This window comes from Holdemania sp. (assembly GCF_986127675.1).
The window spans coordinates 1-16358 of record NZ_CFQZWI010000071.1; the positions used below are offsets into that span (position 1 = coordinate 1).

General features: G+C 45.1%; 18 protein-coding genes. 3 read left to right on the forward strand and 15 right to left on the reverse strand.

Features of this window, described 5'->3' with window-relative positions:
* From AC5OW4_RS10735 to AC5OW4_RS10780, 10 genes are all read right to left on the reverse strand, one after another.
* Positions 1 to 2112: SNF2-related protein (locus AC5OW4_RS10735; RefSeq protein ID WP_493676947.1), on the reverse strand; the 2112-nt coding region annotated here is incomplete at its 3' end.
* A gap of 9 nt (positions 2113 to 2121) precedes the next feature.
* Positions 2122 to 2541, reverse strand: a complete 420-nt coding sequence (locus tag AC5OW4_RS10740; protein WP_493676948.1) for a single-stranded DNA-binding protein — start codon at positions 2539 to 2541, stop codon at positions 2122 to 2124.
* Between the two features lie 154 nt (positions 2542 to 2695).
* Positions 2696 to 3604, reverse strand: coding sequence for a hypothetical protein (locus tag AC5OW4_RS10745; RefSeq protein ID WP_493676949.1), 909 nt, complete (start codon positions 3602 to 3604; stop codon positions 2696 to 2698).
* 2 nt (positions 3605 to 3606) lie between these two features.
* Positions 3607 to 4476, reverse strand: coding sequence for a DUF4373 domain-containing protein (locus tag AC5OW4_RS10750; protein ID WP_493676950.1), 870 nt, complete (start codon positions 4474 to 4476; stop codon positions 3607 to 3609).
* 64 nt (positions 4477 to 4540) lie between these two features.
* Positions 4541 to 5377, reverse strand: a complete 837-nt coding sequence (locus AC5OW4_RS10755; protein ID WP_195397607.1) for a tyrosine-type recombinase/integrase — start codon at positions 5375 to 5377, stop codon at positions 4541 to 4543.
* A gap of 11 nt (positions 5378 to 5388) precedes the next feature.
* Complete coding sequence (locus AC5OW4_RS10760) at positions 5389 to 5595, reverse strand: hypothetical protein (protein WP_493676951.1); 207 nt, start codon at positions 5593 to 5595, stop codon at positions 5389 to 5391.
* A 1-nt stretch (position 5596) separates the two neighbouring features.
* Positions 5597 to 6574 carry a hypothetical protein gene (locus AC5OW4_RS10765; RefSeq protein WP_195397609.1) on the reverse strand — a complete coding sequence of 326 codons (978 nt, stop codon included), beginning with the start codon at positions 6572 to 6574 and terminating at the stop codon, positions 5597 to 5599.
* 2 nt (positions 6575 to 6576) lie between these two features.
* Positions 6577 to 7119 (reverse strand): glucosaminidase domain-containing protein, encoded by a 543-nt coding sequence (locus tag AC5OW4_RS10770; protein WP_195397610.1) that lies wholly within the window; start codon positions 7117 to 7119, stop codon positions 6577 to 6579.
* 490 nt (positions 7120 to 7609) lie between these two features.
* Positions 7610 to 7783 (reverse strand): hypothetical protein, encoded by a 174-nt coding sequence (locus tag AC5OW4_RS10775; RefSeq protein ID WP_493676952.1) that lies wholly within the window; start codon positions 7781 to 7783, stop codon positions 7610 to 7612.
* An 80-nt stretch (positions 7784 to 7863) separates the two neighbouring features.
* A complete protein-coding gene (locus AC5OW4_RS10780) occupies positions 7864 to 8010 on the reverse strand; it encodes a hypothetical protein (protein ID WP_493676953.1) in 147 nt (48 codons plus the stop codon).
* A gap of 149 nt (positions 8011 to 8159) precedes the next feature.
* Between AC5OW4_RS10780 and AC5OW4_RS10785 the strand changes: the two genes are divergently transcribed.
* Both AC5OW4_RS10785 and AC5OW4_RS10790 read left to right on the forward strand, forming a co-directional pair.
* The gene (locus AC5OW4_RS10785; protein WP_493676954.1) at positions 8160 to 8546 is read left to right on the forward strand and encodes a helix-turn-helix domain-containing protein; all 387 of its coding nucleotides are present in this window, start codon (positions 8160 to 8162) and stop codon (positions 8544 to 8546) included.
* A 364-nt stretch (positions 8547 to 8910) separates the two neighbouring features.
* Entirely contained in the window at positions 8911 to 10260 is a 1350-nt protein-coding gene (locus tag AC5OW4_RS10790) for a recombinase family protein (protein ID WP_493676955.1), read from the forward strand.
* 11 nt (positions 10261 to 10271) lie between these two features.
* Here the strand turns inward: AC5OW4_RS10790 and lepA are convergent, their stop codons facing one another.
* From lepA to gpr, 5 genes are all read right to left on the reverse strand, one after another.
* Positions 10272 to 12074, reverse strand: coding sequence for a translation elongation factor 4 (lepA, locus tag AC5OW4_RS10795; RefSeq protein WP_493676956.1), 1803 nt, complete (start codon positions 12072 to 12074; stop codon positions 10272 to 10274).
* 573 nt (positions 12075 to 12647) lie between these two features.
* The gene (gene fmt / locus AC5OW4_RS10800) at positions 12648 to 13634 is read right to left on the reverse strand and encodes a methionyl-tRNA formyltransferase (protein WP_493676957.1); all 987 of its coding nucleotides are present in this window, start codon (positions 13632 to 13634) and stop codon (positions 12648 to 12650) included.
* 64 nt (positions 13635 to 13698) lie between these two features.
* Positions 13699 to 13977, reverse strand: a complete 279-nt coding sequence (locus tag AC5OW4_RS10805) for a hypothetical protein (protein WP_195548419.1) — start codon at positions 13975 to 13977, stop codon at positions 13699 to 13701.
* Positions 13974 to 14816, reverse strand: coding sequence for a stage II sporulation protein P (locus AC5OW4_RS10810; RefSeq protein WP_195548418.1), 843 nt, complete (start codon positions 14814 to 14816; stop codon positions 13974 to 13976). Before AC5OW4_RS10810 ends, AC5OW4_RS10805 begins: the two co-directional genes overlap by 4 nt.
* Before the next feature lie 54 nt (positions 14817 to 14870).
* Positions 14871 to 15740 carry a GPR endopeptidase gene (gpr, locus tag AC5OW4_RS10815; RefSeq protein ID WP_195548417.1) on the reverse strand — a complete coding sequence of 290 codons (870 nt, stop codon included), beginning with the start codon at positions 15738 to 15740 and terminating at the stop codon, positions 14871 to 14873.
* A 181-nt stretch (positions 15741 to 15921) separates the two neighbouring features.
* Between gpr and rpsT the strand changes: the two genes are divergently transcribed.
* Entirely contained in the window at positions 15922 to 16182 is a 261-nt protein-coding gene (gene rpsT, locus AC5OW4_RS10820) for a 30S ribosomal protein S20 (protein WP_006060229.1), read from the forward strand.
* Positions 16183 to 16358: the final 176 nt, after the last annotated feature.

Below are 16358 nucleotides of genomic sequence, written 5' to 3' on the forward strand. Positions count from 1 at the left end.
TTTCCCTACACGACGCTCTTCCGATCTCACAGATTCGCGCGAATATTTTCGATATGCTTTCTGAAGATTTGAAACCGGAATCCGGATTAGCTCGTCTTTGCTCATTAATCTATCGCCGCTGCTACGCCAGAATCCATGTGCGTCAATCTGCCATTGTGCTCTTGTATAGTCTTCTTTTGATTTAACTACCGGATCATCAGCGTAAGCATTAGATCGATTTGTCGGAAGCTTCCGAAATAGAAGAATATATTCAGGGCAACCTACACCCATCTTTGACCCATCTTTACATTGTTCGGACCATCCAAGCCGATATGTTTGATTATTTTCTCTCACGACGTCAGTAACCACTGTGATCATTCCGAAATATTGAAATCCGTGCTTCATATAGTGATCTATGCAAAGTGCATGAAATGGTTCGATCGTCGGCATTCCGGTACCTGTTGCGTTGCCGAATAAGACACGATCTTTGACGTGGATCGCAGCCACTCGTCCAGGCTGCAGGATCCGATATAATTCCGGCGTTAAAAAATCCATCTGTTCAAAAAACTTCTTTGTGTCTTCATTGTGACCGAAATCATTATAATTTGGCGTATATTCATAATGATTAGAAAACGGAATAGACGTGTGGATTAATCCAACACTGTTACTTTTCATTCGCTTTGTTTCTTCTACACAGTCATCGTTGACTGCCGTATATAATTTACCTTCAACTTTCACTGCTTTTACTCCCATCTTTCTTTTTAACCGTTCCGATTTCCCGGCTTCGCTCAACCCATATTTCTTCACAATTTTGATCATCTTACCTACCATGTGATCGTGCTGCTTCCACTTATCCATAAGGACATCTTTAACTTTGTCTTCTTCATCGGTATAAATGATATCAACGATAACTTTATCATTCTGAAGAAATCGATAAATCCGATGAACCGCCTGAATAAAATCATTGAATTCATAATCAATCCCAACGAAGATCGCTCGGTGACAATAGCGTTGAAAGTTGCACCCTGATCCGGATAGTTCTTTTTTTGTTGCAAACAAGCGACATTTTCCATCCGAAAAATCGATCACTCTTTTTTCGCGAATTTCATAATCCTGTGAGCCGTAGATCTCCACGGTATTGGGAATTTGCTTTTTGATCTCATGTCGTTCCGCTTCTAGGTCATGCCATAAGATAAAGTGAGCTTCCGGATCTGAATCAACGATTTCTTTTGCCTTTTTCACACGGTCCTGAATGCTCATTCTCTTGATTGCTGCAGCGTCATGAAGGCTCACTGCAGCGTCGCGATAAAGAAGTGGCTGCCCGTCGCGATCTGTGATTTCTGTGTTTTCAATATGCAGTCGGTGAAACCGAACATCCAGCGGAGGAAGATCATAACCATCATCAGAATAACTTGAATCAAGATCTGACGGCCTGGTAGCAAATAATGCCCAGCTGCTGACCCAAAGCCAAAACTCATCTTCTTGCGCTGGATATAATGTCAAATTATTAGCCTTTGTACTGTCTCTTTGAAAGAATCTCGTCAACGCTTGCCCTGTGTCCATAACACCTAAATATCCAGCATAATGAATCAGCTCTTTGTATTTGTTGGGCGACGGCGTAGCCGTTGCGACAAGCTTATATTTCACTTTTTTAAATTTATCAAGAAAGGTTTGATAAGTCTTGCTTCCAAAACTTCGCAGCACCGAAGCTTCATCCAGCGACGTCGCCGTAAAATAAGCCGGATCGATATCACCATCTCTCACACGCTCATAGTTCGTTAACAGGATTGATTCATCGCTGTTTTTGATTTCTTCCATTGTTCGCACATATTTCACTTCGATATTTAATAATTCGCGAGCGTCGCGTTCAAATTCTTGTTTTACGCCTAACGGAAGAACAATCAGCGCCCTCCCTCCTTCATGGTTTGTTATCTGTCTGCACCATTCCAATTCTTGAATCGTCTTCCCAAGACCAAATGATTCAAATAGCGCCCGACACCCTCCGCGGATCGCCCAGCATACCGCGTCCCGTTGATGCGGTTTCAGAATGGGTGCGATCTCTTCTGGATCGATATCAAATCCGCTTTCAGCTGCAAGTTCTATTTTTGTTTTTAAAAACTCTTCGTATTTCATACTTTCTCCTTAAAACGGCAAATCATCTATGCAGACATTATCAAACACTTCATCGTTGGTATAGCTATCTTGATTTAAACTTGTTTGTTGCTTACCACTGCTCTGCGTTGATGCTTGTCGCTGGATCTCGACCCGCTCACAGACGACTTCGGTAACGTTCACTTTCTGGCCAGAGGCATTGTCATAGCTGCGCGTCTGGATCCGGCCATCCACCGCAAGCAGCGCTCCCTTTTTTGCATATCTGCAAATGTAGTCGGCCGACTGCCGCCAAGCCTGGCAGCTGATCCAGTCTGTTATCACCTTATCCTGCCCTTTTTGTTTAGGGCGGTCCACAGCAAGCTGGAAGCCGCAGACGGACAACCCAGACTGCGTCTTGCGCAGCTCAGGATCCCGAGCCAGCCGGCCGGTTAAGATTACTCGGTTAATCATGATCGTTTACCCTCCCACGGGATCATCCCGATCACTTCTATCTCTGTTTCTTGTAGTTTCAGCGCTCCGCTTACGAGTCGCAAGCCCTCCACAGCATTACTGCACATGATGTAAGACGGCGCCAAGTGTGGATAACGGAGCAGACGATAAACCATCAGCACGCTTCCAGCTCCTTCAGCACTCGCTCGAGCCGATAACGTCCATTATTGGTTAGCTGCGTTTGCCAGGCGTTCGCCCGTGGCGACCAGCGGAAACCATTCTTTTTTAGGATGTCGCGGATTTCTGCCGAAGGTTTATCTTCAAATAGCAGTTTGATCCGCATTGCTTCGGGGTCTTCGACAACCGAAAATCCGTCATACTCTTTCGTGTCAGCAGGCCGGGCTTTCACTTCCTCCAGATTCTTGATTCGCTCTTTCACACGCCGGATTTCCGCGTTGTTGTTGGATAAAGCCCAACTTTCAAACGGCTTCGGGTCTGCGCGCCAATTGATGTCCAAAGATATTTTCAGTTTTTCCAGCTCTTCTAAAGGTAAATTAGGGCAACCGTCCAGCGTTTTATACTTGCGATAAAAGGCATTGACTGCCTTCATGGTTTCCTGCGCCTGCTCAAGATTCGCCAGCTTGTTTTTCAGCTTTTCTATAGCTTCCGGATCACCGGCGGTTATGACTTCCTTACCATTTAGCAGATTTCTGATTTTATCTTCGATCGCTTTGCACATTTTATACTTCTCTTGGTTTCGATCCCACGCCTGATTCTGCTTTTCTTTTTTTCTCATCGGAAATTTAGCCGGTCCAGCGATCATCACCGACGGACACATCTGATCAATCCGAAAATTGGTATTGTAGTAGTCAGCCAGTAATTTAGCATACTGATCAGCTAATTTCTCCGCTTTCTCAGCGGCGTCTGGCCGTCTATCAGCCACTTTCTCAGCCAGCTGGTATATTTGTTCTGCTTCCTGTCGATAAGCTGATGTCGCACTTCCTTCGCGGTAGTCATCAAAGGACATCATTTCCTTTGATCGCCGGGCTGCAGCTTCGTTAATTTCGTAGTATTTTCTTTCCATCTCTACTTCTCCTGTTCTTTTAATTTGCGGCGGATTTCTTCAAATTCTTCGCGGTCGAAATCGGTTTCATCTGTGACTTCCGGATCCGATCCAGCTTTCATCTGTTGGTAGTAATCAGGCAGCACGTCCTGTCGTCGCGATGTAAAAGGGCTTTTCTGCTTAACTGGAAAGAAACCTTTCCAGCTTCTTTCTATCGATTGATTTACAATTTCAATTTTTGATAAATCATCTGATGCGAGTTTGTCGAGATTTTTTAATAATATTTCCAACGCATTTAACGTGAACCCTTTCATTTTGTTTCTCATTTCAACAAAATTTTCAAGCGATGATCGAAGATCTAAATTTGACGTGTAGTCTGCGATTATAGATCTATATGTTTTATTTACTTTACTTTTATTTACTTTACTTTTATTTGTGTACTTTCTGTTAACATTAACTCTATTTATGTCAACATTAATCCCGTTTATGCCATCATTTACTGCTTTTTTGGGTACATTTAAAACGGCATATTTATTGCAAATTTTTTCACCGATTCTTCTATCCGTAGCTTCTAAATATCTTTCCTGGATACCTTTTGAAGTTAGAATTCCAAATTCTTTAAATTTGCTTTGATCAAATATACCTCTTTTTAAACACGCATTGACTACCTCGGACACGGCGTTAACACCCACGGATTCTTTGCTCGCAAACATTAACGCAACGTCCTGCGACCATTCCATGTAATACCCATTTTCTCCATAGATATATTGGAATAGCCTGATCACAATGCCGAACCCAAGCAACCCAAACTCAGCCTTTATTAAATTTAATTTGGTATCTAGTGCGACATCTAACGGGAAGTAATCCAAGCCTTTTTTTACTGGTCTTCCCATTTTTACCTCCTTAACACCTTGCCAACCTAACCAGACGGACAAAGCACCAAATTCGGCTTCACTTTTATTTGTATCTCATTTTTTCCATTTTTTCGCGCTTTCTTTCTTTTGTTGCGCGAACATAAATTCTTGTCGTTTCCAGGCTGCTGTGCCCAAGAATATCGGCAAGCTCAATTTCTAGCCCACCCGCTTCCAAATACTCCAATGCAAAGAAATGACGGAAACTGTGCGGATAAACTTTTTCTTTTTTCACCTTTGAAGACCCTGCGATTTTTTTTAGTCGTTTCCAAATTGCAGAGTTGGTCAGCTGCTTCCCTGGTATTCGGCCAGGAAATAAAGTCCCTGATCGAATTTTGTTTTCTTTGCAATAAGATCGAAGATCATGAAGCAACTCACGTCTGATCGGTACAGATCTTGTTTTCCCTTTGTTAGTTACTTCTATATAAGGTCCTAAATTCTCAACGGTAAAGAATTTTAATTCTTCTATACGAATACCAGTCCCAGCAAGGACACGCATAATTAATTCAGTGTCTTTTTGGCCTGATTTTCGCGCCTGTTTTAATAAGCGCTTATAGTCTGTCAAATCGATCACATTGTCAAGCTCATATTCAATTTGCGATTTCACTTTTTCCAACGCAAGATCTTTTCTTCCGAGCCAATAAACAAATTTATCAATCGCCGTGATATAACTGTTTATACTTGTTGTCTTTTTTGTTTTTTCTTTCAGATGATTTTTGTAATCGATCATCAGCTTCTTTGTGATCTCAGAATCATCAGGCAGCCAGTCAATAAACGACTGAATATCCGATTTGTATTTATGCAGTGTCTTTTTTGATAATTCTTTGCAATATTGATCTTCAATAAACGAATTCAGATGATTCTGCATTTCTTGTTTATTCATTGGTTTTAACTTTATATTCCAAGACCTGGAATTACAATGAAGTCGTATGGATTCTCAAGAATCGCATTTGAAACCTTCACCGCTTTTTGATTTCCATTTTGATACAGAATTCCATCAATGATTATATATTCTTTCGCAGGATGAACTGATCCAGAAACACACTTTAATTTGAAGAATGTATTTTCTTTAACTTTCAAAAGGATTCCGATATTCGCCATTTCAAATCTCCATTTCTTTTGAACCTTGGATCGTAAATCCAAGCGTTAGAGAATACAAGTCTTCATCTGCGATCTCATACGTCCTATCACCAAGAATCAAATTTATTTCTTCATCATTTACCAGCTTAACGATTTTCATTAAATTCTTAATAACGGCACCTTTTTTAAATTGCTTTATGTTTGTTTCAACGTTAATTTCTCCTGTGTAGGATTGGCTGCTGTCAATCTGTACGGAATCAATGGTTAATACTCCGTTTGATACATCCATCACAATCGCGGTTCCAAAGTTTGAAGCTAAATTTAAGTGCCTGATTAGTTCGCCTTTGTTAAGATGCACCTTTCCTTTTCCACCTCCTGAGATTCTTTCAATTCCATCCACGAATCCTTCAATCAGTGTGGTATAAACCTTTTCTTCTTCGCAGCTCATGACAATCAAATTTCCGCATAGATACGGAGAATAGTTTACCTCTTTATTGATGATTTTTAATAAATCAGTCGGAATTGATATCTTGCGATCAACGCCTGTATTAATGCTGAACCGATACAGGACTTTTCCATCCGAAGCAGTTACACAATTCGGAGTTACCAAAATGCCTTTGCTTCTGTCTGTGTCACCAACAAAGTCACTTGCAGCTATCAATATATCAACCGGCAGATTTAATTGCTCTTTCCCGCTTAAGTCAGGCATATATTCTTTTGCTTCCGTTTGATTTTGAATTTTCAGCTTAACTTTGCCCGATTGAATTGAAATGGTTTCTCCGTTCATCGAAATGTCCATTTCATTAAAATTTCTAAGCAAATTGAAATCTTTTTTATTCAAAATGAATTTTATTTCACCATTTTGAATGAATCCGAGCTTTTCTTTTCGGATGATCCCAGTCCCGATGTTGTCGTAGCTGTGAATCTGGATTGTATCGTCAACGATGCTTACTATATTGTTGTCCATTCCTCTTTTGAAATGGAATCCTTCAACTTTCATTCTTAATTTCCTCCTGCCAGCTGCTCCATGAGCTGTACGATTAAATCTGTATCCTCAGCCTCTGACCACAGCGAGCGCTGTTGGGCTACCGTGGTCAGGCCGTTGTTGTAATAGTCGCCCATGATCTCAAACATGCGTCTGAGGCCATCCGTGGCCGTGCTGTACTGGCAGTACCGATCACCGCACCGGATGCCGGCCGGATTGTGTTTGGTCAGCCATGCGGACGAGCTTCCCCAGCCGGTCTCTAGTACAAACACCGCAGCGGCGTAAACCGGGCTGATCTGGTACTCCTCGGCCAGCTCCAGCAGCGCAACCGGCACCACGCCAGCAGCCTTACCTGTTGGCTGCCACTCGTGCCAGCTGACCACCATTTCAGCGGTATAAGCGGGCGGCGTGTCTTGCTGATAAAGATCGATCACTGTCACTGTCTGCGGCGCGGGTGCGGGGGTTTCTGCCTCTGCTGCTGGCAGGTTAAGCGTCACACCGGCGGTCACCGCAGCCGTGAGTACCACCAGTACTGGACGTTTAAGCCGATATTTTTTCATTTAATTCTCCCTCCCTTCACAAGCTTGATTGCTTGTGGTAAAATAGAGATGATCCTATAGCGATAGAATCATCTTGAATCCCCGACGCCGCCAAGCTATCAGGGGATTCTTTTTTTATTACCTTGATTTTGACTTTTAGATCATCTGTCGACATGATCTCGGCTAATGCGTTAATCAGTCGATCAACCGATACTTGATTGTTCATAGCTCACCAGTTTTCAATGCTCTGATCAAATCAGCCAGAGAACTTATTATTTTTGGCAGAATGCTTTCCGTCTGGCTACTGGAAGTGTTTTTAAATTCTTCTCGAATCCAGTTGCAAATCTCGTTTATTGTTTTTTCTATTTCTTTGTTCATTCGCTCACGCTTCTTTCTGTTTTCCGTGCTTCTTCCGTATCGATCAAATTATCTACATCTTCGTTCACTTTAACATCACTCCTTTAAATAACCTTTATCAAAAAACAATCGTTCCGCTTCGGTGACAATTCCATCACCGAGCGGGTACAGAATTGAACCTGGGAAACTCTTTCTTGCTTCGAGTTTGTTCACATCCAAGCAAGTAGGCCATCGCTGCAAGCTCAAACACCTTCTGACCATCTTCGGGGAGCTTATTGACCATCTCGATCGCAGGCTTTCTAAGCTCTTTTTTATTTGTTTCTAACATTTTTCTTTCTCCTTTCCTTGACTCTGCATTCTTCCGGGCTTGTCACCGGCTGCGGCTGCATTAAGGAACGCCCCGAAGGGCTATCTTTCAATTTTCAATATTTTTTTTAACTCTTCATTTTGCTTTTGAAGAATTACTTTTCTAGCTATGATGTTTTCCCGGTTAAATTGTCTGTCATCTTTCCAGCGCTTTCTTCTCTCTGCGATTGTGTTCGGTCTTGTTTCCATTTTCTTTTCCTCCGTTTTGTGTGCCCTCTTTGTATCACAATCACATTATATAGTATCTTAATCACATTGTCAACACAAAAATCACAACATTTTGTGATTTACAAACTTTTTTATTTATGTTATAGTTATGGCGAAAAGGAGTTGTATTCATGGAAATTTACGAAAGATTAAAATATTTAAGAAAAGAAATCCTTAATCTTACACAAGAAGAATTCAGTCAAAAATTACTAATAACAAGAGGTAATTTAGCAAGTATTGAAGTAGGTCGAATTTCCCTGACAGATAGAAACATTCAAGTAATCTGTACGACCTACAATGTAAATGAAAACTGGCTGCGAACCGGCGAGGGCGAACCATTTAACGAACTATCTGAACAAGAAGAGCTTGCTGCGTGGATGGGAACGATCATGAAACCGGAAAACGACAACTGCACAAAGCAGCGAATTATCCGAATCCTTAGCCAGCTTGAGGATGACGAGTGGGAAGCGATAGAAAAAATCGCCAAGAAGATCGCTGAAGAATATAAAAAAGACTGAGCGCGCCCAGTCTTGAATGTTATATTATTGATCGAATAAACGCGATAATGCGTTTAAGTTTAGACTGATCTGTAATCAGCAATATAAGATCAGCGATCTCTTTAATAAGATCTTCATACATAAAAAACACCTCCATTTGCAGATATCCGGCCGGAGGTTACTGCTATTATATTTTACCAAATTATGTAAATTATTTATATAAGCGGAAATCATTACCAAAAAAACAAAAAATCCCACCAGCGCCAACTGGCAGGATCAGCAGCGACGGTAATCGCTGCAGTGCAGTTAAAATGACCACGAATCATTCCTTTTTCTGCGCTTTCATTTTACCAAAAATCAAGTAAAAATGAAAGGATGATTAAATATGCTCAGAGGTTTTCTGTATGCAAGAATTTCAGTTGAAGAAAGAAATCAAAAGAAATATTCCATTCCGGCGCAGATTGCACGAATGGAAGAACATTGCCGAGTTAATCACATCAAAATCTGCGATACGTTCATCGACGATGGAATCAGCGCTGCCACGATAAAAAAACGGAAGGAATTGTGCCGGATGCTTGATTCTCTTGATGATGCTGATATCGTCTTATTCACACAGCTTGATCGCTTTTCGCGGAACGTGCTGGACGCAAATAGACTTCTTGAACAATTTGAGAAGCACAACGTATCTTTCCGCGCCGTGGATGAAGACGACATCGACACCAGCACCGCAGACGGTCGCTTTATATTTAACCTGAAAGTGAACCTGGCTGAACGCGAGCGGATCAAGACAAGCGAGCGAATAAAGGCTGTCAACGAGTTTAAACGAAAGAACAAACAAGTCACCTTCGGCGTTGGTCCGACCGGCTACGAAGTGAAGGACCACAAGTGGGTAACGAACGAAAAAGCGACCATGATTTATGATTTATTTGACACGTACATTAAAACCGGAAGCCGGCAGGCTGCCAGGGAAATGCTGGCGAGAAAATATGACTATGATTGCGAACCGTCCACCGTTTCCCACTTTTTGAGTCAGAAATGCTATACCGGAGAATACAAGGGGATCCCCGATTATTATCCGCAGATCATCACGATTGAAATGTGGAAAGAAGCAGAACGCCTAAGAAAAGAAATGTGCGTGCGAAATCGCGCGGTCGGTATCGTTTACATTTTTCGTGGTCTGCTGCGGTGCAAATACTGCGGACATATCATGACCGGCGCATTCCCGCTGAGCAAGCCCGGAGCGACAAGAAAAGCTGTTTATCGCTGTGCAAGGAAAGCCAATAATATTGGAGAAAAGATATTCTGCACTGAGATCCATCAGATCCGCGAGGAAGTGGTGGAAGCTTATTTGTTGGAGAATGTGGAAAAACAAATAAAAGAATACATGATTGAGATCGCACAAGAAGAAAGCAAAAAACAAGAAAAGAAAATAGATGCTGCATCGATCAAAAACAAACTTACGAAGATTAAAGATCTATACCTGGCCGATATGATTCAATTAAGCGATTACGAAAAGGAATATAAATCTCTTACAAAGCAGCTTGAAGAAGTTGACAAGCAGAAAACAAAAAAAGCCGCACCCGATTACAAGCCATTTAAGGCCGTTCTGAGCGGCTTTCTCGAAAATGAATATAAAGACTTCACCAATGAGCAAAAGCGCTATTTCTGGCAGTCCTTGATTGATTACATTGAAGTTGACAAGCAAAAGAACATGACGATTTATTTCAGGCGGTAGAAACCGCCTTTTTAATCGTCTTTTATGTTGGTAAGTATGAAAAACGCTTCCTGCGGAATTTCTACGGATCCGACCGCCTTCATCCGCTTTTTGCCTTCCTTCTGTTTTTCCAGCAGCTTCTTCTTTCGTGAAATATCGCCGCCGTAACACTTGGCCAGAACATTTTTGCGGAGCGACTTGATATTGGTGCGCGCGATAATCTTCCCGTTCACCGCCGCCTGCACCGGAATTTCAAACTGCTGCTTCGGGATCAGTTCCTTCAGCTTCACAGTAATGGAGTTGCCGCGGGCATAAGCGAAATCGCGGTGCACGATGATCGACAAGGCGTCGATCAATTCGCCGTTGAGCAGAATGTCCATCTTGACCAGATCGCTCTTTTTGTATTCGCTGATTTCATAGTCCAGCGACGCATAGCCCTTCGTACAGCTTTTCAGCTTATCAAAGAAATCAAACACGATCTCGCCTAATGGAATTTCATATTCCAGCGTATTGCGGTTCGCGTCGATGTAATGCATGTCTTTATAGATTCCGCGCTTGTTCTGACACAGCTCCATAACCGCGCCGATGTATTCGTTGGGCACCATGATATTCGCAGTGACATACGGTTCTTCCAGCCGTTCAATCCGCTGGACTTCCGGCAGATGCGCCGGGTTGTCGATCTTGACCATCGAGCCGTCAGTCAGGTAGCAATGATAGATAACGCTGGGCGCCGTCGCGATCAGCGACAGGTTGTACTCCCGTTCCAGCCGTTCCTGAACGACATCCATGTGCAGCAGGCCGAGAAAACCGCAGCGGAAGCCGAAGCCCAGAGCTTGGGACGTTTCCGCCTCAAACTGCAGCGAAGCATCGTTCAGCTTGAGCTTTTCAAGCGCGTCGCGCAGATCGTTGTATTTCGCGGAATCGGTCGGATACAGACCACAGTAAACCATCGGATTCATCTTTCGATAGCCCGGCAGCGCTTCGTTCGCCGGATTGTCCGCCTTCGTGACGGTTGCGCCGACGCTGACGTCCTGCACGGATTTGATGCTCGCCGCAAACCAGCCGACTTCGCCGCACTCCAAAGCGTTGAGCTTGACTTCCTTCGGATTGCGCACGCCGCATTCCAGCACTTCATATTCTGCCTGATTATTCATGAAGCGGATTTTATCCCCGACCTGAATCCGGCCGTCCTTGACGCGGACAAAGACGATAACGCCGCGATAGGAATCATACACGGAATCAAACACCAGCGCTTTTAACGGAGCCTGCGGATCGCCGGCAGGCGCCGGAATCTTTTTCACGATTTCTTCCAGCACATCCTGAACGTTAAGTCCGGTCTTTGCCGATATCAGCGGTGCTTCCGTACAATCCAGTCCGATGACGGTTTCAATTTCTTCCTTGACGAGCTCCGGCTGCGCGCTTGGCAAATCAATTTTATTGATGACCGGCACGATCTCCAAATCGTTGTCCAGCGCTAAGTAGACGTTCGCCAGCGTCTGCGCCTCAATTCCCTGCGCCGCGTCCACGACCAGCACCGCGCCTTCGCACGCCGCCAGCGAGCGTGAAACCTCATACGTGAAATCGACGTGCCCGGGGGTGTCGATCAGATGGAAAATATATTCCTCGCCATCTTTTGCTTTATATTTCAGCTGAACCGCGTTCAGTTTGATCGTAATGCCACGCTCCCGTTCCAGATCCAGAGAATCCAGGATCTGATCAACCATTTCCCGATGCTGAACGGTATCGGTCATTTCCAGAATCCGATCCGCCAATGTGGATTTGCCATGGTCGATATGGGCAATGATCGAAAAGTTCCTGATCTTCGACTGATCCATCGCCATTCCTCCTTAAACTTCTGTCCTATTATATCAAAAGCCGACCTCAAAGAAAAGCAGAACCACTCCTCAAACGATGGGAAACAGGCTGAGCTTTACGTTTTCCCGACGGATTTGCCGAGCGTATGTGAATTTCTTGCGGCCTTCGATCCAAGCGGAACACCTGCATAATTGAACTGGCATTTTCAAATTTTTATACGGAATTATAGCGGAAGGAATGCAGCCGGAAAACATTGACTTCGTGCATTCCGTTCAATAATTGTGAGGATGGTTCCTTATTTCTGCATTCATCGTCTTACTTTATACCGTAATTCTTAACAATCTGATATCAGATAATAAACGAGGATTCCAAGGTTTAAATCTTTGCGCTTGAATTCCCCTCCCTTTTGCGTAACACGTTTCTCACATAAAAGCCCAAGCGAGTTCATCGAGCTGGCTTGGGCTATTGAATTGCTTTGATTATTTTGTCTGTCTTTTTGACAGGAGATGGATTCCCTGCCTGTTTTATCCTGAAAAAACAAGCTGCGCCTTTCCCTTTGGCGCCAGATTTCCGCCGGATTCAAGCTTTCGTTTTTACTTCGGCAAAGCTTCGCTTTCCTGCGGAGTGCCGGTTGGATGGGCAATCGCTTCAAACTGACAGCCGATCAGCTGCTTGCCTTTGCCATTGTAGAAATCTCTGGCACTGACCCGCTTTTTGCCTTCCATCTGCAGCTCAGTTACGATAAGCATCCCTTCACCCGCGGCGACCTGCATCCCGGTTTCGTCAAAACCGAGGATGGTGCCGCTCGGCTTTCCGGACCTCTCTTCGCGATAGCGCACGCCCCAGAACTTCATTTTCTGTCCGGCGATCACGCCATAGCCTACCGGCCAGGAGATCAGCCCGCGGATCTGATTATAGATCTGCCAGCCTGATTTAGAAAAATCAATCCGCTCCTGTTCTTTCGTGATATTCCAGGCGAAGCTGACCTGCGTTTCATCCTGGGGAACCGGCGTAATCCGGCCTTCGATATAGTCCAGCAGACATTCCTTAAGCAAGGCCGCGCCTGCCGCCATCAGCTTGTTATGCAGGATTTCCGTCGTATCTTCCGCTTCAATCGTTACTTTTTTGACCGCCAGCATATCCCCGGCGTCCATTTTCTTTACCATCTGCATGATCGTCACGCCGCTTTCCGTTTCGCCCTGAATGATTGCGGTATGAATCGGCGAGCCGCCGCGGTATTTCGGCAGCAGTGAAGCATGAACGTTAATGCAGCCGTATTTCGGCGCGTTCAGCACGGCTTCCGGAACCATCTGACCATACGCGCAGGTAACGATCAGCTCCGGGTTTAACGCCAGCACATCCGCATACTCCGTACGGATCTTCTCCGGCTGCAGCACCGGCAGCGCCAGCTGCTGCGCCAGAGCATGCACCGGCGTCGGCTGCAGCTTCTGCTGCCGCCCGACCTTCTTGTCCGGCTGCGATACGACCCCGACCAGTTCGACAAACGGCAGCTCGGTTAACGCCTGTAAAATCCCGCAGGCAAATTCCGGCGTGCCCATAAATAAGACTCTTGTTTTCAAGAGGCATCCCTCCTTTTTCGTTTACGTCAACGATTATACCATAAACAAAAGGAAGATGCGCGGTTCATTGGCCGAAAGCCGAGGTGATCATGCGCACGGAACCATCGACGACGCGGATGACCATCTCGGAAATATTTGCCCCCAGCTGACCTGCGGCGTTTTCCTGAATCTGATACATCGAGGCCCGGTGAACGGGCGGCTCAATCACTTCTTCCTGTTCAATCTGCCGGTTGAATTCGTCGATCCGCTGCTGGATCGTGGATTCCGGCTGCTGCTGATTGAGCGTACTGCCGATACTGACGACGATTAAAATCAAAAAGGCGTCCAGAATAAACCGTTTCATTCGATCCCTCCGTTCGTTAACGCTTCGACTAAGATCCGTAAGGAGTGGCGGACTTCCTCCGTGCTGTTCTGGTCCGTTCCCAATTCCAGCAGCACCATGTTCTTGGCCATATCCTGATTGTAAACAGACTGCCGCTGGAAAACTGATCTCATTATACCCGGCATCACCTGGTTGATTTTGTCGGTTAATTGCCGGGAATGTTCCATCACGTGAGCGGCATTGGAAGATTTCATGCCGACGACAAACATCATCTTTGCATAAGTGACCCCGTCGCTCTCCAAGATGGAAGCGGAACGCGGCGCGGAGTCGCGGTGCAGGTCGATGACCAGATCAAAGCCGCCGTGTTCGGCGAACGTATCGTTGATATGACGGCGGGAAATCGTATATAATTGGTTGTATTTCAGCCCTTCCTCCTCCGCTTCACGCAGGAAATTCCCGGTCTGAAAATAAACATAATAACCCTCTTCTTCTAACATTTTCGCCAGCTCCATGCCGATTTCATAGGTCGTCGTACCGTCGCTGTACGTTTCCGACTGATGGGTGTTATAGATGTAAACGGATTTTTTCTCCGGTTTTTCTTCCTTTTCAAATTTCGGTACAAACGGCTCGTTGACCACGACCTCATCAATTCGTTCCACCGCCTGTTTGAAGTCCGGCAGCAGCGCCAGCTGTTCCTTGATCGAGATGCGGTCCAGGTCGATCACCGGATGCAGGATCGACTCCAGCACCGAGGTTTTATTCTGCGAAAGTAAATCGCGGAAGCCGCTAAAGAATGACGTCATGACGAGAAAGGCCAGGATCAACAGACATTTGAGCGTAATTTTCAGCTTTGTTTTCAAGGAAAAAAGCCCCCTCTCTTTCCGCAGTTTATGCGGGGAAAGGGGGGCTCATGACTACATCTGGGAGTAGCGGGGATGAAGCACCTGATTGATCGCTGTCGAAATCACTTCCGTCAAATGCTTGACCTCCTCATCCATTTCTTTGGGCGTGACGACCATCTGGTAGGATTCCTGATAATGGATATGTTCCATCACCTTATCATAATCATCGCATTGGATCGTCGAAAGAACCTGATCGATCAGCGCTTCAATGCTGACGACCGTGGCGACGCCAATCGCGACGACGGGAGCCTGCACCAACTTTTCGTTGAGCACTTTGCGGTGATTGCCGACCCCGCCGCCGGGCTGAATCCCGGTATCGCTGATCTGGATCACCCGGTTGATCCGTTCGATGGAACGGGTTGCCAGCGCGTCGATCGCGATCACAAAGTCGGGCTTAAACTGCCGGGCGACCGCCTGGACAAATTCCGCGGTCTCCAGACCGGTCTGCCCCATTACACCGGGAATGATGACCGCGACCTCGCTGGTTCCCTGCGCCAGTTCTGCTTCATTCAGCCGATGCAGATGAGCCGTAACGATCACCTCGCGGGCCGCCATTGGACCTAAAGAATCCGCCGTGATTTCCTGATTGCCCAACCCGACGATTAACGTCCGCGTCCCAGTACACTTCAAGCCCTCAACAACCTGTTTCAAACAATCCGCAGTCACGGCGATCGCTTCCTTTCGCTGAGTTGCGTCGTTCAGGTCGTCCAGCTCAATCGTGATATACTCACCCGGCTGCTTTTCAATTTCCTCGCACGGATGGTGAATTGAAATATGATGGGTCGTGATCCCGCGGTAACTTTTCTTTGTATGGGTAAAATTCTCATTGTCCTGTAAATCCAGCACTTCTTCATAGGCCAGATCGGTTCTGTGTTTGCGCATACGCTCACCTCGGACTTAGTATGCGCTGAAAGAACGCCGGTTATGCGTCGGATTCCAAAAGAAAACAATTTGTTTTTACCGGTTCCGGCTTGTTTTCTTGTCACCTTTTTCCATTAGTGTTTGCATTTTCACCTTCCTTTTGTTATAATTCTTAAGGTATAAATGCGGAGGAGGTGTCAGAATGCCAAACATCAAGTCTCAGAAGAAACGTTCGATTACTAATTTAAAGAGAAATGCAGCGAAAACTGCGGAAAAATCCGCGCTGAAGACGGCGATCAAGGAAGTCCTGGTTGCGGTTGAAGCAAAGGATAAGGAAAAGGCAGTTGCAGCGTACAACACTGCAAATTCTTTATTAGATAAAGCCGTTACCAGCCATCTGAAGCACAAGAACTACACAGCGCGTCAGAAGGCTCGCTTAGCGAAAGCGGTCAACTCTCTGTAAGATGCGAAAAAGATCCGGAATCCGGATCTTTTTTTATGGGCTCTTTCAAAAATAGTGTTGGTGAGAGAAAAACCGAAACAAGAAAGACGCAGATGAGTTCCAGAAATGGGACTCATTTTTAATTGAGAAAACGGCAGGGAACTAAGGTGTTAGAAATAAGTAAAATGCGGGTCTTA